The organism is Cryobacterium sp. TMT2-14 (genome assembly GCF_004402465.1).
Lineage (GTDB): Bacteria > Actinomycetota > Actinomycetes > Actinomycetales > Microbacteriaceae > Cryobacterium > Cryobacterium sandaracinum.
This window is the reverse complement of record NZ_SOFV01000019.1, coordinates 52,441-78,658: the sequence shown is the minus strand read 5'-3', so window position 1 is coordinate 78,658 and position 26,218 is coordinate 52,441. Positions and strand designations below refer to the sequence as shown.

Sequence of the window (26,218 nt, the reverse complement as noted above, 5' to 3'; positions counted from 1 at the left end):
GGGAATCGTGGACGGGGCGCGGCGGCGCACCGCCCTACGATTGAGTGAACGACCGACGAGCTGGAGGCAATCATGACGACACTGGTGGGGTTTTCGAGCAAGTACGGAGCCACCGAGGGAATCGCCGAGCGCATCGCCCGCAAACTGCGGGAGGCCGGGCAGGATGCCGTGGCCCGGCCGGTCGCATCCGTTGACCAGGTGGACGAGTACGATGCCTTTGTGATCGGCAGTTCCGCCTACATGGGGTCGTGGCGCAAGGACGCGACGGAGTTCGTGCGGCGCCACCAGGAACTGATCACGGCGCATCCGGTGTGGCTGTTCAGCAGCGGGCCGCTCGGCACCGCGGGGAAGGACGCCCAGGGGCGAGATCTGCTCAAGGAGAGTGAGCCGAAGCAGTTCGAGGAGTTCGGCCAGTCGCTCCAGCCGCGCGGAATGCGGGTGTTCTTCGGTGCGCTCGACCCGACCGTGCTCGGCCGCCGGGACAAACTTGTGCGGCGCATCCCGAGTGGGCGCGAGCTGCTGCCCGAGGGCGACTTCCGCAACTGGGTCGCGATCGACGAATGGGCGGCGGAGATCGCCCGGGAGCTGTCCGTCTAACTCTCCAGCAGGCTGCGGATGTCGTCGGCCGTGAGGTTCCCACTGAACCCCGACGCATCCGCTGGGGCGTCACCCAGCACCTGGTCGAAGAGCTCGGCCTTCTGTTTCTGCAGGGCCATGACCTTCTCCTCGATGGTGCCGGTGGCGACCATTCGGTAGACCATCACGTTCTTCGTCTGGCCGATGCGGTGGGTGCGGTCGATGGCCTGCGTCTCGGTGGCCGGGTTCCACCACGGGTCGAGCAGGAAGACGTAGTCCGCCTCGGTCAGGGTAAGGCCGAACCCGCCGGCCTTCAGACTGATCAGGAACACCGGCTCACTGCCGGTCTTGAACCGGTCGATCACCTCGGAGCGGCGCAGGGTGGACCCGTCGAGGTAGCAGTAGGGGATGCCCCGGGCCTCGAGCCGCGCGGCCGCCTTCTTCAGGAACGACGTGAACTGGCTGAAGACGAGCGCGCGGTGACCTTCGGCGACGACGTCGTCCAGCTGTTCGAAGAGGGCGTCGAGTTTGCTGGACGACACTCCGGCGTACTTCTCGTCGACCAGGGACGGGTCCAGGCTGAGCAGCCGCAGCAGGGTCAGCGAGCGGAACACGATGAACCGGTTTTTGTCGAGGTCGTCGATCAGGCCGAACAGCTTCTGCCGTTCCCGCTGCAGGAACGTGTCGTAGAGCGCGCGGTGCCGGGGGTTCAGCTCGATCTCAAGCACCTGCTCCTGTTTGGGCGGCAGCTCGGGCGCGACGACCGCCTTGGTGCGACGCAGCAACAGTGGGCGGATGCGCCGGCGCAGCCGCGTGAGCAACTCTGGGGTGTCGCCGCGGTCGATCGGGCGCACATACTCCTCCGTGAACCGCCGAAGGGAGGGGAACAGGCCCGGTGCCACGATCGCGAACAGGGCATGCAGCTCGAGCAGGCTGTTCTCCATCGGCGTGCCCGTGAGCGCGAGCTTGAACGGCGTCGTCAGGTCGCGGGCGCACAGGTGCAGCCGGGTGGCATGATTCTTCAGGAATTGAGCCTCGTCCAGGATCAGCCCGGCCCAGCCGTGCGCCTGGTAGGCCTCGAAGTCGAGACGGAACAGCGTGTAGGAGGTGACGACGACGTCGGCGCCGGCCGCGGCATCCGTCAGCGGGATGCCGCCGGCCGCCTCGGTGGCTGTGATCACCCGAACGTCGAGGCCGGGCGTGAAGCGGGCGGCCTCGGAGCGCCAGGTGGCGACGACGGATGTCGGGGCGACGACCAGGAAAGGCCGCCGCTGGGCCGGGTCGGCCGGGTGGGCCTGCCCGGCCGGGTGGGCCTGCTCGGCCGGCTGTGCGGTCGCGTGCGCCAGGAGTGCGAGCGTCTGCAGCGTCTTGCCGAGACCCATGTCGTCGGCGAGGATTCCGCCCAGCTGGTGCTGCCAGAGGAAGGTCAGCCAGGTGAAGCCCTGCGCCTGGTACGGGCGCAGGGTAGCGTGCACGGCGGCCGGCAGCGGGGCGTGCGGGGCGTGCTCGGCGTGCGGGGCGTGCTCGGCGTCGTCGGCGCCCTTGGACAAGCCGATCAGCCCGGACACGGCCGCCCGCCACGCCACGGCCTGCTCGGTGTCGTCGGCGAGGTCCTCGAAGTCGCTCCAGAGGGCAGCCTGGTAGCGGCTGATGCGCAGGCCGGTGTCCCATTCCTGCAGGGCGCGGGCCTCGGTGATCAGTTCGTGCAGGCGCTCGAAAGCCGGCTGCCGCAGCGAAAGGTAGCTGTTGTCGACCAGCAGGAGCTTCGCCTGCCCCTTCGCCAAAGCTTTAAACAGCGGGCCGAACGGCACGCTCCGACCATTGATCGTGACGATCACGCCCAGGTCGAACCAGTCCCGCTGGTCCGTCTCGACCGTGCTGATTGTGAGCTCAGGAGTCTCGGTCAGTTCGCGGTAGTCGGGCCGGGTGCCGCGGATGTCCACGCGCACGCCGGGCAGCGCTTCAAGCCGCGGGAGCGCACGTTCGGCCACCTCGGCCGCATCGATGCCGCGCAGGGTGAGGGATGTCGCGGCCGGGCCTGCGTCGGGGCGGCCGGCCTCCTCGAGGAGACGCCTGGCCCGCTCGTGGATGACCCGTTCGGTGGGCTCGTCGCGGCTTCCGCTCGAGGGAGACGTGGGCGTGGGCGTGGACGTGGATGTGGATGTGGACGTGGACGACAGCACGGGCAGCTTCTTCAGCAGGGAACCCTCGCGGTACTCCCAATGCCAGGCCAGCTCCAGCGCCTGCCTCGGCCGGAACCAGGCGGTGAGCACGAGCAGAGGTGGGTCGGCCTGGGGGAAGCGCACGGAGCCATCCGTGCTGATCACCGGCAGGGTGCGCCGCAGCGCCGGATAGAAGTCGCTCAGGAACTCGGCCGTCTCGTCGGCAGGCACGAGAACCGTGCCGGGCGCACCGAGCAGCCGGCGCTGCTCGGCGGTGAGCGGACCGTCGACGGTCGGGGCCAGGGTGAACACCGGGCGCGGCCCGAGGGCATAGCCGTAGATCCCGTGGCCGCCGATCGCCCCGGAATGCTCGGGGGGGTGCGGGGTGCCGTCAAATAGGAGCCGGGTGGTCAGGAGCAGACCCTGGGTGCCGGCGGCGGCTGTGTTGCTTAACGCGCCGGCGGCGCCTGTGTTGCTGAACGCGCCGGCGGCGTTCCGGCTTGCGTCGAGGCTCACGTGGGCCGCGCGGCCCACGCTGACCGTGGCATCCTTCGTGCTGCCCACGAGACGCAGCCCCAGGGTCTCGGCCTCGTCGAAGAGGGTCCAGAGCAGCGGGCTGACGAAGTCGTCGAGGTAGATCCAGTCCGTCTCCTGGCTGGTGTATACGCCGCGCACGGCCCGGTGCAGGGCCAGGATCTGGCTCAGCCAGCGGTGGTGCTCGCGGTTGAGGTTGAGGCGGTTGCGGTGGAAGCCCAGTTGGTTCCACGCCACGTCCGTGCGCACCCAGTTGCCACGGGCGCTTCGGATGACCGGGCGCACCCCGAGCCGGATCTCGCCCTGCCCGGGGCGCACGTTCGTGACCGGCCGGGCCGTCGCACCACGCCAGCGGTCGTTCGTGCGGGGCGTCTGCTCTCGCAGCTCGAATAGGAGGCCCATCGGAACGGGCAGATCGGTGGTCCCACCCGGTTCGCCGGGCACGGGTCCCGCGATCCGCTTCCAGTCCGCCCGCGCCGGGGGAGACCCGGCATCAGACATGGCTCCATGCTCTCATGTGGGCAGCGCGGTCGGAGCGCAGTGTCCGCGGTTGAACCAATTCGACGGAGATTTTGCCGGAAAACTGCTTATGCGGGCTGTTTGGGGGTGTTTTGGGCAGAATCTCCGTCGAATTCGTTCGGGTCGGAGATGTCGCCAGGCCTCGGGCTCGGGCACGGGCTCGGGCCCTGGCTGAGACTCACTCAGCTACACCGCGGTGACCGCCGCTTCCCTCGACGGATGCGCCCTGGCGGCATCGATGATCCAGGCGAAGTCGAACGCCGTTTCACGCCAGTGGCTGTACCGGCCGGACACCCCACCATGGCCGGCCGACATCTCGGTCTTCAGCAGAACATCCGCTCCCACCTCGCGCAGCCGGGCCACCCACTTGGCCGGCTCGACGTAGAGCACTCGGGTGTCGTTGAGACTGGTCACAGCGAGTATCCGCGGGTAGTGCGTGTCGCGTACGTTCTCCACGGGGGAGTAGCCGCGCATATAGGCGTACACCTCAGGGTCGTGCAGCGGGTCGCCCCACTCGTCCCACTCGATCACGGTCAGCGGAAGCGACGGGTCCAGGATCGACGTCAGCGCGTCCACGAACGGCACCCCGGCGAGGATGCCCGAGAACAGTTCCGGGGCCAGGTTCGCCACGGCGCCCATCAGCAGGCCGCCGGCGCTGCGGCCCTCGGCGACGAGCCGGTCGGGACTGGTGTAGCCCTGGTCGATCAGGTGCCGGGCGCTGTCGATGAAGTCCGTGAAGCTGTTGCGCTTGTGCAGCTTCTTGCCGTTCTCGTACCAGAGTCGACCCAGCTCGCCGCCGCCGCGCACGTGGGCGATCGCGAAGATCATGCCGCGGTCGAGCAGGCTGAGCCGGGCGATGCTGAACGACGGGTCGATGCTGATCTCGTAGGAGCCGTAGCCGTAGAGCAGGGTCGGGGCGGGAGTTCCCGGAGCGACGAGGTCACGCCGGTAGACGAGGGAGATCGGGATGCGCGTGCCGTCGGCGGCGGTAGCCCACTCGCGGCGCTGCTCGAACAGGGTCGGGTCGTAGCGGCCGAGCACGGGCTGCTGCTTCCGCAGCCGGCGCTCGCCGGTGGCGACCACGTGGTCGTAGACCGTCGACGGCGTGACGAAGCTGGTGTAATCGAGACGGATGGTCGGCGTGTCCCACTCGGGATTGGCCGAAGTGCCCACGGAGTACAGCGGTTCCTCGAAGCCGAGCTCGACGAAATCGAGTTCCTCGTCGGCTGCCTCGGCGCTCACGGCAACGCGGGTGAGTCCGTCCCGCCGGTATTCGGCCACCACGAAGTCGCGGAATGCGTCGACGCTCTCGAGGCGCACGGCCGTATCGTGGGGCAGCAGAATCCGTTTCTCACCCCGCGGGTCGGCGACGGAGACGCTGACCAGCTCGAAGTTGACCGCGTGGTGGTTGTGCACGATCAGCAGGCGGTCCTCGCCGCCCAGCACGGCGTGCTCCACGTCGTACTCGACGCCGTCCAGCCGCGGCCAGACCAGGGCGAACTCGCCGGTCGGGTCGGCGGCGTCGAGCAGCCGGGTCTCGGTGGTCACGCTCGAGCCGGCCTCGATCAGCAGGAACCTGCGGCTGCGGGTGAGGCCGATGCCCACCCAGAAGCGCTCGTCGGGTTCGTGGAAGACCGACACGTCGGCGGCGGCCGCGGTTCCCACCTCGTGTCGCCACACGGTGTCGGGCCGCCAGGCGTCGTCCACGGTCGTATAGAAGATGTAGCGGCCGCTCGGGTCGAACAGTGCACCCTCGCCGGTGTTCGGGATCTCGTCCGCGAGATTCTCGCCGGTCGCGATGTCGCGCACGCGCAGGGTGTACCGCTCGTCGCCCTCGGTGTCGACGGCGTAGAGCAGCCGGTTCTCGTCGCCGCTCACGTCGGTGCTGCCGAGCGAGTAGAACTCGTGGCCGGCCGCCTCGGCGTTGTCGTCGAGCACGATCTGCTCGCCCGGGAGACCGGCGGTCCCGCTCGCCTGCCCGCTGGTCTGTTCGGGGATCTGCTCGGGAAGCACCGGCGGGGTCCAGTCGTCCGGCGCGGAGATCGGCGCACGGCAGTGGATGCCGTATTCCTTCCCCTCCACCGTGCGGGTGTAGTACCACCAGTGGCCCTGTCGCACCGGAACGCTGAGGTCGGTCTCCTGGGTGCGGCCCCTGATCTCCTCGAAGACCTGCTCCTGCAGCAGGGCCAGGTGGGCGGTGCGGGCATCCGTGAAGGTGTTCTCGGCTTCGAGGTGCGCGATCACCTCGGGGCTGTCCTTGTCGCGCAGCCACTCGTAGTTGTCGGTGAACACGTCGTCATGGAAACTGCGCTGCTGTGGCTTCTGCACCGCGCGGGGAGGAGTGGTCATGAGTCATAGCGTAGTTCCGTGAGGGCGCAGACTTGAGGGGTACCAGCCCAGAGACGAATGGAACCACAATGACGCAGCCCGGAATCGCCCCGCTCGAAACCTCCCGGGAGGAGGCCCTGCAGGGGCAGGTCTTCCAGGCCGTGCTCTTCGACATGGACGGCACCCTGGTCGACTCCACTCAGGCGGTCACCCGGTCCTGGCTGCGCTGGGGTGCCGAGGTCGGCCTCGGCCCGTCGTTCACCGGCCCCGAGCACGGGGTGCCGGCGCGTCAGATGATCGCGACCCTGGTGGCGGAGGAGCTGGTCGAGACATCCGTCACCCGGCTGACCGAGTTCGAACTGGCCGACACGGATGGCGTCAGGATTTTGGCCGGCGCGGCGGAACTCATGGCGAGCATCCCCGAGGCCCGCCGGGCGATCGTCACGTCCTGTGCCCGGCAGCTGTGCCTGGTGCGCCTGGACGCCGCCGGCTTCCCCGCACCGCTCACGGTGGTGACCATCGACGACACCAGCCGCGGCAAGCCGTTCCCCGAGCCGTTCCTGCTGGCTGCCGAACGCCTCGGCGTCGACCCGGCCCGCTGCGTCGTGGTCGAAGATGCCCCAGCCGGCCTTGCCGCCGCCCGCGCCGCCGGCTGCGCCACGATCGGCGTCGTCGGCACCCATCGGGCCGCCGACCTGGAGGCCGACCTGGTGGTCTCCGGTCTCGACCGCCTGCGCGTGTCCGTGCAGGATGACGGAGTGGTCTTCCACCTGGTGACCGAGCAGTAGCAGCCCGGAGCAATAGCGTCCGGACTCAGCGCTCGTAGATTTCCAGCGGCAGCCCGTCGGGGTCGCGGAAGAAGAACATCGCTTTGCCGGTGTTCGGGTCCACCCTCAGTTCCTCAACCTCGACGTGCTTGCCGATCAGCTCGTCGCGCGCGGCCGGTACGTCGTCGACCTCGAACGCGAGGTGGCGCAGTCCGAGCGCTTCCGGGCCGCTCTTCCGGGGCGGGGTGTCGGAAAAAGAGAACAGTTCGATCAGGTAGTGGCCGTTCAGGGCAAGCTTGCCCATCCACGACCGGCGCGCGGCCCGGAAGTATTCCGCTTCGAGCGTGCAGCCGAGAACGTCGAGGTAGAAGGCCTTGGACACGTCGTAGTCGCTGGCGATAATGGCGATGTGGTGCACTCCGTTGATGCGCATGCGGCAGTTTCGCATACTCCAGGGGGCGGAAGAGGTCAGGATGAAACCGTCGACTATTAAGGTGGCAGATTGTTGGGAGACCGAGATGAATAAGAGCAGCGATCCACTGCGTCAAACGGTGGTGCTGGCGAGCGTGATCCTGGCCGTCGTCGGATCGTTCATCGGGTCCGGCGCCGCCGGCGGAACCCCGATCCAGAACGCGTCAGGCGGAGCGCTCGCCGCCGACGCCACCCCGATCGCCCCCGAAGGGCCGGCCTTCGGCATCTGGACCGCGATCTACCTCGGCCTCATCGCCTACGCCCTGTGGCAGCTCCTGCCGGCGCAGAGAACGGATGACCGCCAACGCGCCCTGGGCTACCCGATCGCCGCGTCGCTCGTGCTGAACGCCGCCTGGATCCTGAGCATCCAGTTCGACCTGCTCTGGCTCAGTGTGCCCGTGATCGTGCTTCTGCTGGTCGTGCTGATCCGGGCGTTCCAGCTCACGCTCCGCACCCGGCCCAAAAACCTGATTGAGACGATCGTCGCCGACGGCACCGTGGGCCTGTACCTCGGCTGGGTGGCCATCGCCACCGCCGCCAACGTCACCGCGGTGCTCGTCGCCTCCGGCTTCGAAGGCTTCGGCCTCAGCGCGGACCTGTGGGCGGTGCTGGTCATCGCCGTCGCCGGGCTGGTCGGCGTAGTCCTCGCGATCTACGGCCACGGCCGCCTCGCCCCGGCCGCGTCGCTGTGCTGGGGCCTCGGCTGGGTGGCCGTGGCCCGGCTGGCCGGCACCCTGCTCTCCACTCCCACGGCGATCGCGGCGATCGTCGCCGTGGCCGCCATCCTGATCGTCACCATCACCGTGCGCGTGCGCACCTCCAGGTCCGTCACGTCCGCCACATCCGCCACGTCCCGATCGGTCACCGCGTGAGCGATCCGGCCACCCTGCCTGTCACCCCGGCGGGCGTCACCTCGGCGCGCCGGCGCTGGGCCGGTCTCGTCTTCATCAGCGTCGCCGTCGCCCTGATCATCGTCGATTCCACGATCATCAACGTGGCCATCCCCTCGATCGTCGACGACCTGGCGATCACCTCGACCCAGGTGCAGTGGGTGCAGGAGAGCTACACCCTGGTTTTCGCGGCCCTGCTGCTGGTTTTCGGAACGCTTGCCGACCGGTTCGGTCGACGGCGCATCCTGATTCTCGGCGTAATCGTCTTCGCCACATCATCCGTCTTCGCGGCGCTCGCGCAGACGGGCGAACTCCTGATCCTGGGTCGGCTGATCCAGGGCGTCGGCGGTGCGATGGTGCTGCCCACCACGCTCTCGATCATCAACGCCACGTTCCGCGGCCGTGACCGGGGCATCGCGTTCGCGATCTGGGGCTCGACCATCGGCGGCATGGTGGCCGTCGGCCCCCTGCTCGGCGGCTGGCTCACCACCTCCTTCTCCTGGCGCTGGGCATTCGGCATCAACGTGCCACTGGGCATCGTCATCGTCGTCGGCGTACTGGTCTTCGTGCTCGAATCGAAGGATGCCGGCGAGCCGCGCCGCATCGACGTCGTCGGCGCCGTGCTCTCGGTGATCACCAGCGCGTCGCTCGTCTTCGGGCTGATCGAGGGACGCACCTACGGCTGGTGGCTCACCGACAAAGCGCCGGTTGCGGGAGACTGGACCTGGCCGTACTCGCTGTCGATTATTCCATTTGTGTTCCTGATCACCGTCGTGTCCGGCGTGGCCTTCATCTACTGGGGGCTCTACCGCCAGCGGGCCGGCAAGACCACCCTGCTCGCCTTCTCCCTGTTCTCGATCCCGTCGTTCCGAAACGGCAACATCGCGGCCATGATCGTCTCCCTCGGTGAGTTCGGCATCATCCTGTCACTGCCGCTCTGGCTGCAGAATGTGCTCGGCTACGACGCCCTGCAGACCGGATTCGTGCTGCTCGCCCTCGCGCTGGGCTCGTTCGTGGCCAGCGGGGTGTCCGGGGCGTTCGGCAACAAGATCTCACCCGAGACGATCGTGCGGTTCGGAATCGTCGCCGAGATCATCGGCGTCGCCGGCCTCGGCCTGGTCATCACGGCCGAGTCCACCTGGCTCGTCGTGGTGCCATTCCTGTTCGTCTACGGCATCGGCGTGGGGCTGGCCACCGCCCAGCTCACCGGCGTCGTGCTCAAGGATGTGCCGGTGGCGCAGAGCGGCCAGGGCTCCGGCACGTCCAGCACCGCCCGGCAGATCGGCTCGGCGCTCGGCATCGCGGTGCTGGGCACCGTGCTGTTCACTACGGTCGGTACGTCGCTCGATGCGAAGCTGGCCGAGGTGCCCGGGCTGACTGCCGAGACCCGGAGTCAGATCGTCGACGCGGTCGTCGACAGTGCGGGCTCGGTGATCCCGTCGTTCGAAGAGCAGAGCCCCGAGCTGGCGGATACCGCCCGCGAGGCGTTCAGCGACGGCACCCGCTACTCGGCGTACGCCGCAGCCGGGTTCCTCGTGCTCGGCTTCCTGGCGACGCTGCGGCTTTCCGGCACCGCGCCACACGCGGAGTCGCGCCCCGAGGATGCCGTCCCCGGCCAGAGCATCCCGGCGGCCGAGACCGCGGGGGAGCCCGTCTAGCTGCGTGTACCTGACGGCCAGGGGGTTTCGCGGGTGTGGGGATCCCGGGCTCCGCCGCGGGTCAGGCCCGGCCGAGCCTGTGCGTGTGGCCAACGCAGGAGACCTGCCGCGGGTCAGGCCCGGCCGAGCCTGTGCGTGTGGCCAACGCAGGAGACCTGCCGCGGGTCAGGCCCGGCCGAGCCTGCGCGTGTGGCCAACGCAGGAGACCTGCCGCGGGTCAGGCCCGGCCGAGCCTGCGCGTGTGGCCAACTCAGGACATCCGTCGCCCGCATTGCCCGGCTCCCACGGACCAGTGCGGAACCGGTGCGGATGTCCGTCCCGCCGAACGGATCTCCTGAGTTGGCCACAACACCCGCCGGATTTGCAGCCGCACGGGTGCGCCCTGCATCCACCCGCGACCCCGTGCGCGACCCCGTGCGCCACCCGTACGTCACCCCACCCGCCACCCCGTGCTCCACCGCGCAGCCCGAACGAATTCGACGGAGAGCCGAGATTTTGCCCACAACCATTCCAAACAGCCCGTAAACCCGCTTTTTCCTCAGAATCTCCGTCGAATTGGTTCAGGGCAGGGCAGGGCAGGGCAGGGCAGGGCAGGGCAGGGCAGGGCAGGGCAGGGCAGGGCAGGGCAGGGCAGCGTGGGGCAGCGCCGCGCGGCGCAGGGCTCGGCGGAATCCGCCGCGGCTCATACATAAGAAGCCGGCACACGTTCTACCGTGTGCCGGCTTCCACAGCGTGCGCCGCGAGTGGTGCAGCCAGGATCTGCCGACCCGGACCTGACCCTAGATCTCGGAGTCGTCCACCGGCCCCGGCCGCGCGGTCGTCGGCTCGGTGCCGCCGTTCGTGGTGCCGGCACCGGCGGCGTTGGCCTCGCGCTCCAACCGGGCTGCGCGGCGGCTCGGTTGCGGCTTTTGCACGGACAGTTCCCCGCCCACGCGACCGCCGTGGGGGCGGCCGTGGTCGGCATACTCCTCACGGAAGTAGGCCATGCGCCACGGACCCATTTCGATCCGGGCGCCGGTGCGCAGGACCTGCCCGTCGTTCTCGTCCTGCCGGTAATTCCGCTTGGCTCCGCCGGAAACGTCGCCGAGCGGATACAGAATGTACTCGTCGTTGTCGTCGTGGCGGATTTCGGCATGGAACGGTTGCAGACCGGCCAGCTGCAGGTCGGCATCCGGGGCCGAACCGATGGTGGTGACCGTCGGCAGCAGATCGAACTCGCGCGGCATCTGACCGTTCCAGTTCTTCGAGCCGATCACAAAAACCAGCCGGGGCCGGCCTGCCCCCGGTGTGTAGTGCGTCGTGGTCACCCGGCGACGGATGCGCCGGTCGAAGGTCGGCACCAACGGCAACAGGGTGGCCGGCGGCAACGGCAGGGACAGGCCCGCCTCCGGTGCGGCACTGCGCCGCCGCAGGAGCGGAACCAGCGCGGCCCGGCTGCCGAGCGTAATGTGCGACGAACCGGTCAGCAGCCGCTGGATGACGGGTGCCTTGACGGCTCCCAGCCGGATGATCAGGCCGTCGGGGCCGGACACGGAGACGGTCAGGCCGCGCTCGGCCAGGTCGCCGGCCAGGCCGCGGAGTTCCTTCAGCTTCATCGTGCTGGTACGCACGAACATCTCGGGCTTGCTGGAGAAGATCTCGACGTCGAGGCCGCTGGCCGTGATGGTTCCGCCCATCTGCTCGGCGCCGGTCGCCTCCGTGGTGTCGCCCGGTGTGCCCGGCTCCGCGAGGGAGAACTCCAGGTCGATGTCCAGGCGGGTGGTGGGGCTCATGACTACTTGGTGAGCGGTTCGGTGTCTGAACCCTCGCTCGTGGTGACCCGCAGTGTGCCGTTCAGCTTCCAAGTGGCACGGGGGGCATCGGGGCCGATGTCGCGCGGCACCTCCACCGTCATGTCGATGAAGCTGTAGTTGATGGCGGCGCTCTTGCCGGTCAGGTAGGACCACATCTCCTTGCCGAGGTCGGTCCAGTCCTTGATGTTGTGGGCGTCGGGGCCGGTGGCGTTGGCAGTGGGTACGGGGTTCTGGCTGTCAGTCACGGTGTGTTCCTTCTCGCTTGGTTGCAGGGATACGGCACTCGGTCGTCGCACATCGGGCCCGCAATCGGCCAGAATCGGATCAACAGTGAACCGCCGCGCGGACAGCCATCAAAAACCTCGTCTGCCGCGTGTAGGCCAACCCTAGTTGAGCACGGCTGCAGGGGGAAGGGCGCGGCACCCCCTGTTCTGGTCGGTGGTGTCGGCTAGCCTCGAAACCACCGTGACCAGCGCTTCCGGTGTGGTTGTGCGTGCGCAAAGAGGAGATCGACGTGTTCCTGCCAGACCCTGCCACCGTTGTCTACTCGGCGAGCGACCTCAGCGCCGCGGCCGCGTGCGAGTGGGCACTGTTGCGCCGACTCGACGCGAAACTGGGACGCATCGACGCCGCCCCGGCAGCCGCTGACGCCATGCTCCAGCGCACCGCCGCGCTGGGCGACGCCCACGAACTGCGGATGCTCGAACAGCTGCGCGCGGCCCGCACCGTCGTCGAGATCGAACGTGGCGACCTCGCCGACATCGGTTCCGCCGTTGAAATGAGCGAGGCGGCCCTGCGCGCAGGGGCCGAGGTGGTGTTCCAGGCTGCGTTCTTCGACGGGCGATTCCTGGGCTACGCGGACTTCATCATCCGCACCGGGAGCGGCGACCCGAGCGACCCCGCCGACCATTCCGACCCCGCCGACCCCGCCGACCATTCCGACCCCGCCGACCATGCCGCGACCTACGAGGTCTACGACACGAAGCTGGCACGCTCGGCGAAGATCACGGCGCTGCTGCAGTTGGCGGCGTATAGCGACCAGTTGCAGCGGATGGGCATCCCGACGGGGGAGAACGTGCACCTTCTGCTCGGCGACGGCCGCACGAGCTCGCACCGGTTGCAGGACATCCTGCCGGTCTACCGCGCCCGGCGCGCCCGCCTCGAGCGGCTGGTCGACGAACGCCTCGCCGACCCTGCACCCACCCCGTGGGGTGACCCTCGCTACGCCGCCTGCGGCCGCTGTGACCTGTGCGAGGAGCAGGTGCAGCAGCACCGGGACGTGCTCCTGGTCGCGAACCTGCGGCTCAGCCAGCGCGCCCGGCTGCGCTCCGCGGGCGTCCGCTCCATCGACGACCTCGCCGCGCGGCGCGAGCCCGTCCCCGGTTTGTCAGACGCCACGCTAGCGACCCTGCAGGGGCAGGCCCGGCTGCAGATCGCCCCCCGAGCTCCCGGCCGGCCACTGAACTGGGAGATCATCAACCCGGCCGCCCTCGCGGCGCTGCCCGCACCCGACGCGGGGGACATCTTCTTCGACTTCGAGGGTGACCCGCTCTACCAGGAGGCCGGCAACGGACAGTGGGGGCTGGACTATCTGTTCGGTCTGGCCCTGCCGGACGATACCTTCCGCACCTTCTGGGCGCACGACCACGCCGAGGAACGTCAGGCCCTGATCGACTTCCTGGAGTATGTGCGGGAGCGCCGTTCGCGGCATCCGGGGCTCCACATCTACCACTACGCCCCCTACGAGCGCACCCACCTGCTCGGCCTTGCCGCCCGGCACGGGGTCGGCGAAGAAGCGGTCGACGACCTATTGCGCCGGAATGTGCTCGTTGACCTCTACCCGATCGTGCGGCAGGGCTTACGCATCGGCAGCCGCAGCTACTCGCTCAAGAAGCTCGAACCGCTCTACATGGGGCTCGAGGAACGCGAGGGCGTGGCCAACGCCGCCGACTCGATCACCGAATACGTGCGCTCGCGCACCCTGTTGGCCACCGGACAGACGGATGCCGCAGAGCAGATTCTCACGGACATCGCCCGCTACAACGCGTACGACTGCCGCTCCACCCTGCGCCTGCGCGACTGGCTGCTGGCCCGCGCCGCCGAGCAGCCGGGCGCCACCGCAGCGTCGCCGGCGACCCTGGCGGGCGTGCCCCTGCCGGTGCGGGAACCGGACCCGGTCTACCGGGAACTCTCCGTGCTGCTTGCCGACGTTCCGCCGGCCGAGCGCACCGCCGACCAGACCGCGCTCGCCCTCGCCTCGGCGGCGATCGACTACCACCGGCGGGAGCAGAAATCGTTCTGGTGGGACCACTACAGTCGCCTGGGCGCGCCCGTGGACGACTGGGCGGACACCAGGGACGTGCTCATCGTCGAAACAGCAGCCCTGCACCTGGGCTGGCACCGGGAAGGCCGCCAGTCGCTCGACCGCCGGGTACTGCGCCTGACCGGGGCACTCGCGCCGGGCAGTTCGCTCACGGTCGGGCAGCAGCCGTTCCTGCTCTACGACCTGCCCTACCCGCCGATCAGCCGCAGCGACGTCCCCGGAGCGCGCACCGCGCACAACAGGGCGACCATCATCGACGTGATCGACGAGTCGGTCTATTTGGTCGAGGAGGTGCTCGAACGCGATGCACCCGCCCACCGGGAAATGCCGATCGCCCTCACCCCCGGCACCCCGCCGCCAGCCGGTAGCCAGGTGACCGCGATCTCGGAGTGGGGCCGCGCCGTGCTCTCCCGGTGGCCGGAACCGCTGCCGGACGCGGCCTTCGACCTGCTGCGCCGACGCCCGCCCCGGTTGCTCGGGGCAAGTGGGCCGGCGCAGCCCCTGGTGCAGCCCCTGGTGCAGCCCCTGGTGCAGCCACCGGCGCGCCCCGGCGATGGTGCCGGTGCCGGGGACGGCGAGGGCGATGGTGCCGGCGACGGCGACGGTGAGGGGGATGTGCGCACCGCCATCCGGGACACCCTGCTCGTGCTCGACCGGTCCTACCTCGCGGTGCAGGGCCCGCCCGGAACCGGCAAGACCTTCGTCGGCTCGAGGGTGATCGCCGACCTCGTCGTGCGGCACGGCTGGCGCGTGGGCGTCGTCGCGCAGTCCCACGCCGCGGTCGAGAACATGCTCCGGGCCGTACTCGCCGCCGGAATCGAGGCGGGGCTGGAGCCCGGCCAGGTCGGGAAGAAAGCGAAAAAGGGCGACGAGAAAAAGCCGGTGCCGTGGACCCTCCTGGATACCAAGACCTTCGCCCGGTTCACCGGGCAGTCCGGCGGCTGGGTGCTCGGCGGCACCGCCTGGGACTTCAGCAACGCCGACCGGGTGCCGCGGGGCTCCCTCGACCTGCTCGTGATCGACGAGGCCGGCCAGTTTTCCCTCGCCAGCACCATCGCAGCAGCCGTCGCGGCCGAACGCCTGCTGCTGCTCGGCGACCCGCAACAGCTGCCGCAGGTCAGCCAGGGCACGCACCCCGAACCGGTCGACGGCTCGGCTCTGGGCTGGCTCAGCGACGGACACCAGGTGCTCCCGCCGGAATTCGGCTACTTTCTGAAGACCAGCTGGCGCATGCATCCGAGGATCTGCGCTCCGGTGTCGGCGCTGTCCTACGAGGGGCGGCTGCGCTCGCACCCCTCCGATCGCCGACTCGAGGCTGTGGAGCCGGGCCTGCACCCGGTGCCCGTGCCGCACCGGTTCAACTCCACCTCGTCGGTGGAGGAGGCCGAAGCCGTGGTCTCACTGGTGACCGGTCTGCTCGGCCGACTTTGGACATCCGGTGGCCGGAACGCACCGCTGGCGCAGGGCGACGTGATCGTCGTGGCGCCCTACAACGCGCAGGTCGAGCTGCTGCGCCGCCACCTCGTGCAGGCCGGCCTGGGTGACGTGCCGGTGGGCACCGTCGACAAGTTCCAGGGCCGGGAGGCGGCGGTCGCCGTGGTCTCGCTTGCCGCCTCCGCGGCAGAGGACGTACCGCGCGGCCTCGAGTTCCTGCTCCTGGCAAACCGGCTCAACGTGGCCATCTCCCGTGCCCAGTGGGCGGCCTGGCTGGTCTACTCGCCGGCCCTGACCGAGACCCTGCCCTCAAGTGTGGAGAGCCTGGCCCAGCTGAGCGCGTTCATCACCCTGGTCACGCCCGACCGGGCCTGACCTCCGGCGTCGGAGCCTGACCCACGAAAAGGCACCCTCGCTCCGGCATGATTCGCGCGGACTGAGGGTGCCTTCGGTCGGGGGTGCTACTCGGCGTCGAGGTCCGTTTCGAGGAGCTTGACGAGGGATTCGAGAGCCTCATCGGCTCCGTCGCCCTCGGCGCGCAGCACGACGATGTCGCCGTTGGCGGCACCCAGGCTCATCAGCGACAGGATGCTCGAGGCATCCATCGCGTCCTCGGCCGGGTCGGCCTCGAGGGCGATGGTGACCTCGAGGGTCAGATCGCCGACGGCCGCCGCGAAGATGGATGCGGGGCGCGCGTGCAGGCCGACACGGCTCGCGATGGTGGCTTTACGTTCGGACATAGTTCCTCCTAATTGGTGCCCGGCGAAGGGGTGGCTCGCCGGCGATGATGCGATGCGACGTAAATCCGAAGCGGCTAGAGACCCAGCTCTTCAAGTATGGGCAATCCGGCGCGCACGCGGGTACGCGCTTCGTCCGAATTACGGGCCGAAACGGCGATCTGGGCAAGTTCCTGCGCCCGTTCGAGCGTCACGGACTTCAGCACGGCGCCCACGGCGGACATCGACCGGGCCGTCATGGACAGGGTGTTGACACCCAGCCCGACGAGTACGACGGCGAGAACCGGGTCGGCGGCGGCTTCGCCGCAGACGCCGACGGGCTTGTTGTGGCCCTCGTATATCGCCCCCGCGACGGTGAGCTGGATCAGCTGGAGCACGGCGGGCTGCCACGGCGAGTTCAGCGCGGCGAGGGTTCCGAGCTGACGGTCGGCGGCCATCGTGTACTGGGTGAGGTCGTTCGTGCCGAGGCTGACGAATTCGGCTTCGGTCAGGATGCTCGCGGAGCGGAGCGCCGCGGAGGGAACCTCCACCATGACGCCGGGGGTCTTCAGCCCGGCGACGCGGCACATGGCGGCGAAGTCGGCGGCCTCGTCGACTGTGGCGATCATCGGAGCCATCACCCAGACCACGGCGGAGGAGGCCTGCGCGGCGGTGGCGATGGCTGTGAGCTGGCGCTTGAGCACGCCGGGGCTGGTCAGGTCGGTGCGGTAGCCGCGCACGCCGAGCGACGGGTTGGGCTCCGTGCTGTCGGTGAGGAACGGCAGAGGCTTGTCGGCGCCGGCGTCGAGCGTGCGCACGACGACCTTCTTGCCGGGGAATGCGTCGAACACGCCGCGGTAGGCCACGACCTGCTCATCGATGGTGGGCTCGATGTCGCGCTCGAGGAAGCAGAACTCGGTGCGGAGCAGTCCGACGCCCTCCGCGCCGGCGGCCGCGGCCTTGACCGCGTCAGCGGCCCCGCCCACGTTGGCCAGCAGCGGAACGAGGTGGCCGTCGGCGGTGGTGCCGGTGCCGTCGAACACGGACAGGCTGGCCGCGACGTGCTCCCACGCCGTGACGGCGGTGCGCTCGTCGTCGCCGGGGTCAACCTGGAGGGTTCCGGCGGCGCCGTCCACGTAGACCTCGGTGCCATCGGTGAGGGCGTCGACGCCGGCGGCGGCGACGACGGCCGGCAGGCCGAGGGCGCGGGCGATGATCGCGGTGTGCGACTGCGGTCCGCCGCCGCTGGTGACCAGGGCGAGGATCTTGTTCGGGTCGAGGGTGGCGGTGTCGGCCGGGGCGAGGTCCTCGGCTACGAGCACGAAGGGCTCGTCAGACTGGGGGATGCCGGGGGCGGTGACGCCGCGCAGCTCGGCGACGATCCGGGCCCGCACGTCGAGGACATCCGTGGCCCGCTCGGCCATGTAGCCACCGAGGTTGTGCAGCATCTCGGCGACGGATGCGCCGGACTCCCAGATCGCGCGTTCAGCGGATGTTCCGGTAACGATTAATTTCACTGCAGCTTTTATCAGCATCGGGTCGGTGGCCATCAGCGCGGTGGCTTCGAGAACCGACTTGCTGGCGCCCGTGGCGGCTTCGGCGCGACGCTGAAGCTCGGTTTGCACCACCTTGGAGGCTGTCCGCAGCTCTGCCGTTGCGACTTCGGGCGTAGTCGCCGCATCCAGGCGTTCACCTGCCGGGGGTTCGCTGATCGGTTTGGGCATCTGGCGAACGGATCCGATGATCCGGCCGGGGCTTACGCCTACACCAGTGAAATTCTGCACGGGACAACCTCTATTCTTGCGCAGCAGAAATACTGCGCTATTGATGCTACGCGTCGGCCGCCCCGAATTTCTCGGAGCGGCCGACGTGCGGTTAGGCGTTGACCAGGGCGGGCGCTGCTGCGTCCGCGGTGACCAACGGTGTCTTTCGAGCGTATCGCTTCAGCGCGATCACCAGGATGGCCGTTACGACGGTTCCGATCGCGATCGCCAGGGCGAAGAGCGCGAAGCTGTCGATGGCGAAGAAGACGAACATTCCGCCGTGCGGGGCCTTCGAGGTGACGCCCCAGGCCATCGAGAGAGCACCGGTCACGCCGGCGCCCACCATGGAGGCCGGGATCACGCGGAGCACGTCTGCGGCAGCGAACGGGATGGCGCCTTCGGAGATGAACGACGCACCCAGCAGCCAGGCGGCCTTGCCGTTTTCGCGCTCGGCGACAGTGAACAGTCGGCGGTCGAGCACCGTGGCCAGGGCCATGGCGAGCGGCGGAACCATGCCGGCGGCCATGACCGCAGCCATGATCTGCCACGGAGCCTGGTTGGCCATGGTTGCGGTGCCGAGACCGGCGACGGCGAAGGCGTAGGCAACCTTGTTGACCGGTCCGCCGAGGTCGAACCCCATCATGAGGCCCAGGATCAGGCCGAGCAGGATGGCGGAGGCGCCGGTCATGCCGGACAGCCACTCGTTCAGAGCGGTGGTCAGCAGCGCGATGGGGCCACCGAGCACCAGGAACATCAGGCCCGAGGCGACGATCGACGCGACCAGCGGGATGATGACGACGGGCATCAGGCTGCGAAGCCAGCGCGGCACGTCGAGCTTGGCGAAGCTGGCGGCTGCGACACCGGCCAGCAGACCACCGGCGATGCCGCCGAGGAAACCGGCACCCATGAACCCGGCGACGGCACCGGCGACGAAACCGGGGGCGATTCCGGGACGGTCGGCGATCGCGTAGGCGATGTAGCCGGCCAGGGCCGGAACCAGGAAGCCCATCGACAGCGCGCCGATCTTGAAGAAGACCGCTCCCAGATAGGTCAGCATGCCGCCTTCCGGCAGGTTGAACAGGTTGTTCTCCAGGGTGACCGTGTCGGCGACCTCGGTGATCTCGTAGCCTCCGAGGAGGAATCCGAGGGCGATCAGCAGACCTCCACCGGCGACGAACGGGATCATGTAGCTGACACCGGTGAGCAGGGCGCGCTTGACCTTCTGGCCGAAGTGCTCGCTGGTCTCCTCGGCCTCGGCCGCACCGACGGTGCCGCCGACGCGGCGGGCGTTGGGGTTCTGGGCCGCGGCCAGGGCATCGTGGATGAGCTTGGCCGGTTCGTCGATGCCGCGTTTGACGGGCACCTGGATGACGGGCTTACCGGCGAAGCGCTCGCGACCGCGAACGTCGACGTCGACGGCGAAGATGACCGCGTCGGCCGCGGCGATGACGGCCGGGTCGAGCATCGTGAGGCCGGCCGAGCCCTGGGTTTCGACCTGCAGGTCGACGCCGGCGGCCTTCGCCGCGGCAACGAGCGATTCGGCAGCCATGTAGGTGTGCGCGATGCCGGTCGGGCAGGCGGTCACAGCGACGATGCGCTTGACACCGGCGGATGCCGCGGGCGTGCTTCCGACGTTGGCGCCGGCGCCGACGACGCCGCCGGCGGCCACGGGAGCCGGGGAGACGACGCTGGTGACCAGTTCGACGATTTCGGCCTGGGTCTTCGCGGCGCGCAGCGCGGCGGTGAAGGGGGCCTTCATCAGCGAGCGGGCGAGCTTGGCCAGGATCTTGAGGTGTTCCTGGTCCGCGCCCTCGGGAGCGGCGATCAGGAAGACGAGGTCCGCGGGGCCATCGGCGGCGCCGAAGTCGACCGGCGAAGTCAGTCGGGCCAACGCCAGCGTCGGCTCGGTAACGGCTGCCGAACGGCAATGTGGGATGGCCAGGCCGCCGGGGATGCCGGTTGCCGTCTTCGCTTCGCGAGCGAGGGCATCCGCGTAGAGGCTCTCGATCTCGGTGGCGCGGCCGGCGCCGACGACGAGCTCGGCAAGATGCCGGATTACGCTCGAGGGTGCGGCTCCGAGGTTCTTATCCAGAGCGACAAGCTCCGGGGTGATCAGTGCACTCACTGGACATCCTCCTTTGGATGGGTGTTGAGCGACGTCAGGGTGACGTCGCCCGGTCTGGTTTGGTGCAGTGCCGGAACGGTTGATCCGGGCAGGGACGCGGCTGCGGCCCCGTGGGCTGCGGCCTGGCGGAGAGAGTCGGGGGCGGAGCCGCCGGCGATGCTGCTGAGCAGGTAGCCGGCCAGGGATGAATCGCCGGCTCCGACGGTGCTGCGCGCGATGATCGGCGGCGTTTTCGCGAGCCAGGCGCCGTCTTCGGTCACCAGCACGGCACCCTGGGAACCGAGGGTGGCCAACACGGCGCCAACTCCGGTGGCGACGAGACGCTCGGCGGCGCGGGCCACGAGCACCGGATTGCCCTCGAGGCTCTCCGGGTCGGGGATGCCGGTGAGCTCGGCCAGTTCTTCCGCGTTGGGCTTGATCAGGTCCGGTCCGGCCGTGACGGCGGCGGCGAGGGGCGCGCCGGACGAGTCGACGGCCACCCGAGGGGCGCTCGCGCCGAACCGGCTGCGGAGCTCCCTGGTGATGTCGGCGTAGAAGTCGACGGGCACTCCAGGCGGCAGCGATCCGGCCAGCACGAGCCAGCTGGCACCCTCCGCCTTCTCCAGCACGAGTTCGATCAGGTCGCTCTGCTGCGCGGCGGTCAGCACCGGTCCGGGCACGTTCACCTTGGTGGTGGTGCCGTCGATCTCGGTCAGCGCGACGTTGCTCCGGAGCGTGGCGCCGATCGGCATGCCGAGGTGGGGCACCCCCGCGGCCCGGAGGGCCACCAGAACGGGGTCCAACTCGTCGCCGGGGAGAATGGCGAGGCTCAGGATGTCCGAGGCCTCGAGGGCGCGAACGATGTTCACGCCCTTGCCGCCCGGTTCTTCGCGGGATGAAGCGGCGCGCTGAACTTCGCCGCGGGCCAGCGGGGCGCGGAGTTCGATGGTGCGATCCAGGCTCGGATTCGGAGTAAGCGTGATGATCACGCGATCACAACCTCAACGTCGGCCGCGGCCAGGGCTGCGGCAAGTTCATCTGATGGGAGAGCGTCCGCGATCAGCACGTCGATGTCGCCCAGGGCCGCGAAGCGGATCAGGGTTTCCTTGTCGAGCTTGGACGAATCGGCCAGTGCGACAACACGACGGGCCGAACGGACGATGGCTGTCTTCACGGCGGATTCAACGGCATCCGGAGTGCTGAAACCGAATTCGGCGTGCACGCCGTTGGCGCCGACGAACGCGATGTCGGGCCGCAACGAATCGAGCTGGGCGATGGTGCTGGGGCCGACGACGGCGCGGGTGAGGCCGCGCACGCGGCCGCCGAGGATATACAACGAGATGGCGTCGTTGCCGGCGAGTTTCGTGGCGATCGGCACCGCGTTGGTGATGACCAGGAGTTCGTCACCGGGGGCTGCCGGTGTCCAGTCGAGCAGGAGGTCGGCGAGCAGTTCGGTCGTGGTGCCGGCATCCAGCAGGACGGAGCCGGTCTGGCTCGAGGGAATCATGGTGAGGGCGGCGGCGGCGATGCGCTGCTTCTCGTCCTGCCGCTGCGTCTGGCGTTCTTCGAGGCTGAGCTCGGACATGCTCTGCCGGTCGAACGCGACCGCGCCGCCGTGCACCCGGCGCAGCTGGCGGGCGCCCTCGAGGCTGTCGAGGTCGCGGCGCACCGTTTCGGGGGTGACATCGAAGCGGGAGGCGAGATCGCTGACCGTGACCCGGTTCGAACTGGTGACCAGATCGACGATCAGGGCCTGACGTTCTTCGGCGAACATGGCGACCTCCTCGACGCTGAGTGGCCGAAACCACGAATTTGTAGAATACAAAAACTTTACCTGTGTTTGTTTTTGTTTGTCAAGAAAAACAAAGACAAACAAAGAACCCGCTGCGCGGTGCTGCCCGGTGCTGCCCGGCGCCGCCGGGTGCCGCCGGGTGTCGGCCGTCGGCGATAGCGTGAGCATCATGAAGATCCTGCACACTTCCGACTGGCACATCGGGCGAACCTTCCACACCCATTCGACCCTGGATGCCCTGCATCAGGTGCTGGATGCGCTGGTGGAGGTGGTGCGGCAGCGCCGGATCGACGTGGTGGCGGTGGCCGGCGACATCTTCGACTCGGCCATGCCGTCGGCCGAGAGCTACACGCTGCTCGCGGCGGTGCTGCGGGAAATCAAGCAGGCAGGGGCCACGGTGGTGATGACCAGCGGCAACCACGACTCCGCCACCCGCCTCGGCTTCCAGGCGGAGTGGGCCGCACTCGCGGGCGTCCATGTGCTGACCCGGCCGGAGCAGTTCCTCGAACCGGTCACCGTGCCGGACGAGCACGGGCCCGTGCACTTCTATGGCATCCCCTACCTGGAGCCGGCGCTGGTCCGGCACCTCAGCGTTTTTCACGGGCCGGCAGACGAACCGCTCAAGACCCACGAGCAGGTGCTCACCGTCGTGATGCAGCGCATCCGCGATGACCTGGCCGTGCGCGGCGGGCGATCGGTGGTGCTCAGCCACTGCTTCGCGGCGGGAGTGCCCGCGGCCGCGGCGACCGATACCGTGCGGGACATCACCGCGGGCGGCCTCGATCTGGTGCCCGTGTCGGTCTTCACAGGACCGGACTACGTCGCCCTCGGCCACATCCACGGGCGGGCCCACCTCACCGACCGCGTGCGCTACTCGGGAGCACCACTGCACTACTCCTTCTCGGAGGCCGGCAAACCGCGGGGCTGCTGGCTGGTCGAGCTCCAGGCCGGCCCTGCCGCCGACATCGAATGGATCGAGCTTCCGGTCCCGCGGCGACTCAGCGTGCTCACCGGCGAGATCGAACAGCTCCTGACCGATGACGCCTTGGCCGAGTTCGAGCCCGACTGGGTGTCGGCAATCCTGACCGACCAGGTGCGTCCCCTCGACGGCATCCGGCGCCTGCAGAAACGATTCCCGCACTGCGTCACGCTCGAGCACCGGCCCGCTGTCGTCGTCGACTCGGATGCCGTCAGCTACGGTGAGCGCATCGACCGCCAGAGTGACCGCGAGATTGTCGCCGGGTTCCTCGAGTTCGTGCGCAACGGGGTCGGCCAATCCGATTTCGAACGAGACCTGGTGGCGGAACTCCTCACCGAGGGTGACCTGAGGGAGCTGAGCCGATGAAGATCAAACGCCTGCGGATCGCCGGATTCGGCCCCTACAAGAACGAACAGGTGATCGACTTCGAGCGCTTCGATGCCGATGGAATCTTCCTGATCACCGGCAAGACCGGGGCCGGCAAGTCCAGCATCCTCGACGCCGTCTGCTTCGCCCTCTACGGCAGCGTGCCGCGCTATGAGGGAACGGAGTCCCAGCTGCGCAGTGACCACTGCGAACCGGATGACCCTACTTTCGTGGAGCTGGAATTCGCACTGCACGAGAACGACTACCGCATCTACCGCACACCCAGGTACGAGAAGAACAAGAAGCGTGGCCCGGGTACGACCATGTCACCGCCCGACGCGCGCCTCGACATCCGTGACCTGCACGACGACCGGGACACCCCTGAGGGCTGGCGCAGCGTGGCGACCCGTCCGGTCGACGTCGGGCACGAGCTCAGCCGCATCCTGCCGCTCAAGCAGGACCAGTTTCTGCAGGTGATCCTGCTGGCCCAGAACCGGTTCCAGCGGTTCCTGCTGGCCAAGACCGATGACCGGCGAGGGGTGCTGCGCACCCTCTTCGGCACCGCCCGGTTCGAGCAGCTCGAACTCGGGCTGATCAGCCGGCGCAAGTCGCTCGATGATGGGCTGGAATCCGTGCGCCAGCGCCTGGCCGGCCTGGCGGCCACCGCGTCCCGGCACTTGCAGCGCGAAGACCTGCCCGGCGACGACTCCGATGACGCGCCCGGCAGTCGCGACCGGGCCTGGTTCGACGCCGCCCTGGCGGAGCTGGACGAGCTGCTGGCCGAGGCGTCGGCGGGGGCCGAACGGGCCACGTCGGCGCTGGAGTTGGCCGCCGCCGGCGTGCAGGCCCAGGAAGACCTGCGCAGCCGGCAGGACCGCCGCAACGAAGCCCACTCGGCCCTGGCCGTTCTCGAGGCCCGGCAGGTGGCGGTCGCCCTCGACCGGGCGGCCGTGCTGGCCGCGAACCGGGCGTCCCGCGTGTGGCCGGCGCTCCGCACGCGTCGAGAGGCGGAGGAAGCGCTCGAACGTGCCCTGGTCGGCGAATCGTACGCGCACGGCGCCTGGCGTGAGTACCAGGACGACCCAGGTCTGGTGGAAACGACTGAGAGCCTCAAGGCCGTCATCGAGAATCTCCTGGGCCGGCTCGGATCGTTGAAGGACGTTCTCGACGTCGAACGGCTGCTGCCCGGCATCGAGGCCAAGATTGTGACGCTGCAGGAGGAGCTCGCCCTGCACGTGGCATCCGTCGAGCAGACCCAGGCGCTCCTGGACGAGCTACCGGACCGGATGGATGACGTCAACGAGGCCCTGGCGGCGGCCGCGCTGGCGGCGGCAAGCGAGCCCGAGGCGCGCGCCCAGGCGGAGCGGCTGCGGGCGGCCGAGGGCGCGGCCGGCCAGGTGCGGCGTCTCGACGCGGAGCTGGAGGTGGCGCACCGGGCCGACGCGGTCGCCGCCGGCGAGAACGCGGCGGCGGCGGTGCGCTACCAGACCCTTGTGGACCGGCGGCTGGCCGGCCACGCCGTCGAGTTGGCCTCGCACCTCGTGCCGGGGGAGCCGTGCGAGGTGTGCGGCTCGACCGCGCATCCGGCTCCCGCCACCGGCGATGAAGAACCGGTCACCGAAGCCGACATCGTGGCGGCACGGGCATGCCTGAAGCAGGCGCAGACCCGACTCGATCAGACGCACGTCGCCGCAGGCACCGTGGCCACCGATCTGGCCGAGGCCCGGGCCCGGGCCGGGGAGCGCACCATCGACGAAATCGTCGCCGAAATGGCCGCGTCCGAGGTGGCCCTCGCCGCGGCCGTGAACGCGGGCGTGCGGGCGGCAGCGCTCGGCCTCGACAAGAGCCGGCTGCGGGCCGAACTCGACGAGGCCGGCCGTGCCCTGGCAGGCCTCTGCTCCGCCCGCGATGTGGCGGCCGTGCAGCTTGCCGAGCGCCGCAGCGCCCGACAGGCCATCGACGACCGAGTGTCCGCCCAGCGCGGCGACTTCGCCTCGGTGGGCCACCGGGTCGATCGGCTGCGGGCAGAGCTGGCCTCCGCGCGGGCCCTCGGCGAGGCCCTCGACCACAGCCGTGAGCGCCGGAGCCTGCGGAACGCCGCCGGCGCATCCGTTCAGGCTCAGCTGGACCGCGAAGGTTTCGTCGACGAGCAGGACGTGGCCGCCGCCCACCAGAACGACGCCGACGTGCGGCAGCTGGAAGAGCTGATCCGCGGCCACGACGATTCGCGCGCGGCGGCGCGCTCGGTGCTGGCTGAACCGGCACTCACGGGTCTTCCCGCCGGCCTGACCGACGTCGGTCCGGCCCGGGAAACCCTGGTGACGGCGGCGGCGGAACGGGATGCGGCGCTGGCCGAACGCGGCTCCCTGGGGGAGCGGGTGGCCGTCATGACCGGCCTGGTCACGGATGCCCGCGTGCACTTCGACGCCGGCGCGGAGCTTCTGTCCACGCAGACGCAGGTTAGGGAGTTGGCGGCGGCCGTGCACGGCGACGAACCCAACACGAAACGGATGCGCCTGGAGACCTACGTTCTCGCCGCGCAGCTCGAGCAGATCATTGCAGCGGCCAACAACCGGCTACGCACCATGACCGGGGGCCGCTACACCCTCGAACACGACGACTCGGTGCAGTTCCGTGGTGGCCAGTCCGGGCTCGGGCTGATGATCCGGGACGCGCACACCGGGCGGGCCCGCCCCACCCAGTCGCTCTCCGGCGGCGAGACGTTCCTGGCGTCATTGGCCCTCGCCCTCGGGCTGGCGGAAATCGTGTCGAACCAGGCCGGCGGCATCGCCCTCGACACCCTGTTCGTCGACGAGGGCTTCGGGTCCCTCGACGGCGCCACCCTGGAAACCGCGATGAGCACCCTGGACGGCCTCCGCGCCGGCGGCCGCACCATCGGTCTGATCAGCCATGTCGACTCCATGAAGGAGCAGATCCCGGCCAAGCTGGTCATCACCGTCAGCGACCAGGGCTTCAGCGAGATCGGCGAGGTCCTCGTGTCGGTGTAGCCGGGCTGTGCCGGTTCGTGCTGTGCCGGCGCGGA

Annotated in this window: 16 protein-coding genes and 1 pseudogene; 7 read left to right on the top strand and 10 right to left on the bottom strand. The window is 69.4% G+C overall.

From position 1 onward, the window contains the following. Positions 1-72 precede the first annotated feature (72 nt). Positions 73-597, top strand: coding sequence for a flavodoxin domain-containing protein (locus E3O28_RS07805; protein WP_104193986.1), 525 nt, complete (start codon positions 73-75; stop codon positions 595-597). On the opposite strand, the gene E3O28_RS07800 is transcribed toward E3O28_RS07805, so the two are convergent. Continuing rightward, a complete protein-coding gene (locus E3O28_RS07800; protein WP_134415539.1) occupies positions 594-3,773 on the bottom strand; it encodes a DEAD/DEAH box helicase in 3,180 nt (1,059 codons plus the stop codon). The genes E3O28_RS07805 and E3O28_RS07800 overlap by 4 nt on opposite strands. 204 nt (positions 3,774-3,977) lie before the next feature. After that, positions 3,978-6,186 (bottom strand): annotated as a pseudogene (locus E3O28_RS07795) (S9 family peptidase). A gap of 22 nt (positions 6,187-6,208) precedes the next feature. On the opposite strand from E3O28_RS07795, the gene E3O28_RS07790 reads away from it, so the two are divergent. Further along, the gene (locus tag E3O28_RS07790; protein WP_104099248.1) at positions 6,209-6,907 is read left to right on the top strand and encodes an HAD-IA family hydrolase; all 699 of its coding nucleotides are present in this window, start codon (positions 6,209-6,211) and stop codon (positions 6,905-6,907) included. Between the two features lie 25 nt (positions 6,908-6,932). On the opposite strand, the gene E3O28_RS07785 is transcribed toward E3O28_RS07790, so the two are convergent. After that, positions 6,933-7,319, bottom strand: coding sequence for a VOC family protein (locus tag E3O28_RS07785; RefSeq protein ID WP_104099249.1), 387 nt, complete (start codon positions 7,317-7,319; stop codon positions 6,933-6,935). An 85-nt stretch (positions 7,320-7,404) separates the two neighbouring features. On the opposite strand from E3O28_RS07785, the gene E3O28_RS07780 reads away from it, so the two are divergent. Beyond that, positions 7,405-8,229 (top strand): tryptophan-rich sensory protein, encoded by an 825-nt coding sequence (locus E3O28_RS07780; RefSeq protein ID WP_134415537.1) that lies wholly within the window; start codon positions 7,405-7,407, stop codon positions 8,227-8,229. Continuing rightward, positions 8,226-9,905, top strand: a complete 1,680-nt coding sequence (locus tag E3O28_RS07775) for an MFS transporter (RefSeq protein ID WP_241973054.1) — start codon at positions 8,226-8,228, stop codon at positions 9,903-9,905. Before E3O28_RS07780 ends, E3O28_RS07775 begins: the two co-directional genes overlap by 4 nt. A 779-nt stretch (positions 9,906-10,684) precedes the next feature. Here the strand turns inward: E3O28_RS07775 and E3O28_RS07765 are convergent. Continuing rightward, a complete protein-coding gene (locus E3O28_RS07765; RefSeq protein ID WP_174721888.1) occupies positions 10,685-11,677 on the bottom strand; it encodes an FHA domain-containing protein in 993 nt (330 codons plus the stop codon). Between the two features lie 2 nt (positions 11,678-11,679). Next, positions 11,680-11,943 (bottom strand): hypothetical protein, encoded by a 264-nt coding sequence (locus tag E3O28_RS07760; protein WP_174721887.1) that lies wholly within the window; start codon positions 11,941-11,943, stop codon positions 11,680-11,682. A gap of 269 nt (positions 11,944-12,212) precedes the next feature. Between E3O28_RS07760 and E3O28_RS07755 the strand changes: the two genes are divergently transcribed. Then, the gene (locus E3O28_RS07755; protein ID WP_134415535.1) at positions 12,213-15,830 is read left to right on the top strand and encodes a TM0106 family RecB-like putative nuclease; all 3,618 of its coding nucleotides are present in this window, start codon (positions 12,213-12,215) and stop codon (positions 15,828-15,830) included. 86 nt (positions 15,831-15,916) lie between these two features. On the opposite strand, the gene E3O28_RS07750 is transcribed toward E3O28_RS07755, so the two are convergent. The 5 genes from E3O28_RS07750 to E3O28_RS07730 form a co-directional block, all read right to left on the bottom strand. Next, positions 15,917-16,195, bottom strand: a complete 279-nt coding sequence (locus E3O28_RS07750; protein ID WP_104099251.1) for an HPr family phosphocarrier protein — start codon at positions 16,193-16,195, stop codon at positions 15,917-15,919. Positions 16,196-16,269: 74 nt separating this feature from the next. Next, on the bottom strand, positions 16,270-17,955 hold the full coding sequence (gene ptsP / locus E3O28_RS07745) for a phosphoenolpyruvate--protein phosphotransferase (RefSeq protein ID WP_104099252.1): 1,686 nt from the start codon (positions 17,953-17,955) through the stop codon (positions 16,270-16,272). Positions 17,956-18,046: 91 nt separating this feature from the next. Continuing rightward, entirely contained in the window at positions 18,047-20,059 is a 2,013-nt protein-coding gene (locus tag E3O28_RS07740; RefSeq protein WP_104099253.1) for a fructose-specific PTS transporter subunit EIIC, read from the bottom strand. Further along, entirely contained in the window at positions 20,056-21,027 is a 972-nt protein-coding gene (locus E3O28_RS07735) for a 1-phosphofructokinase family hexose kinase (protein WP_134415534.1), read from the bottom strand. The genes E3O28_RS07740 and E3O28_RS07735 overlap by 4 nt, the downstream gene beginning before the upstream one ends. Beyond that, entirely contained in the window at positions 21,024-21,812 is a 789-nt protein-coding gene (locus tag E3O28_RS07730; protein ID WP_104099255.1) for a DeoR/GlpR family DNA-binding transcription regulator, read from the bottom strand. Before E3O28_RS07730 ends, E3O28_RS07735 begins: the two co-directional genes overlap by 4 nt. Positions 21,813-21,999: 187 nt before the next feature. Between E3O28_RS07730 and E3O28_RS07725 the strand changes: the two genes are divergently transcribed. Both E3O28_RS07725 and E3O28_RS07720 read left to right on the top strand, forming a co-directional pair. Continuing rightward, positions 22,000-23,175, top strand: a complete 1,176-nt coding sequence (locus E3O28_RS07725) for an exonuclease SbcCD subunit D (protein ID WP_104099259.1) — start codon at positions 22,000-22,002, stop codon at positions 23,173-23,175. Continuing rightward, positions 23,172-26,183 (top strand): AAA family ATPase, encoded by a 3,012-nt coding sequence (locus E3O28_RS07720; RefSeq protein WP_134415533.1) that lies wholly within the window; start codon positions 23,172-23,174, stop codon positions 26,181-26,183. Before E3O28_RS07725 ends, E3O28_RS07720 begins: the two co-directional genes overlap by 4 nt. Positions 26,184-26,218: the final 35 nt, after the last annotated feature.

Bases quoted from the DNA above. Each gene is read 5' to 3' on its own strand.
- E3O28_RS07785 (WP_104099249.1), bottom strand. From the start codon at position 7,319: ATGCGCATCAACGGAGTGCACCACATCGCCATTATCGCCAGCGACTAC.
- E3O28_RS07780 (WP_134415537.1), top strand. From the start codon at position 7,405: ATGAATAAGAGCAGCGATCCACTGCGTCAAACGGTGGTGCTGGCGAGC.
- E3O28_RS07725 (WP_104099259.1), top strand. From the start codon at position 22,000: ATGAAGATCCTGCACACTTCCGACTGGCACATCGGGCGAACCTTCCAC.
- E3O28_RS07750 (WP_104099251.1), bottom strand. From the start codon at position 16,195: ATGTCCGAACGTAAAGCCACCATCGCGAGCCGTGTCGGCCTGCACGCG.
- E3O28_RS07805 (WP_104193986.1), top strand. From the start codon at position 73: ATGACGACACTGGTGGGGTTTTCGAGCAAGTACGGAGCCACCGAGGGA.
- E3O28_RS07790 (WP_104099248.1), top strand. From the start codon at position 6,209: ATGACGCAGCCCGGAATCGCCCCGCTCGAAACCTCCCGGGAGGAGGCC.
- E3O28_RS07800 (WP_134415539.1), bottom strand. From the start codon at position 3,773: ATGTCTGATGCCGGGTCTCCCCCGGCGCGGGCGGACTGGAAGCGGATC.
- E3O28_RS07720 (WP_134415533.1), top strand. From the start codon at position 23,172: ATGAAGATCAAACGCCTGCGGATCGCCGGATTCGGCCCCTACAAGAAC.
- E3O28_RS07765 (WP_174721888.1), bottom strand. From the start codon at position 11,677: ATGAGCCCCACCACCCGCCTGGACATCGACCTGGAGTTCTCCCTCGCG.
- E3O28_RS07730 (WP_104099255.1), bottom strand. From the start codon at position 21,812: ATGTTCGCCGAAGAACGTCAGGCCCTGATCGTCGATCTGGTCACCAGT.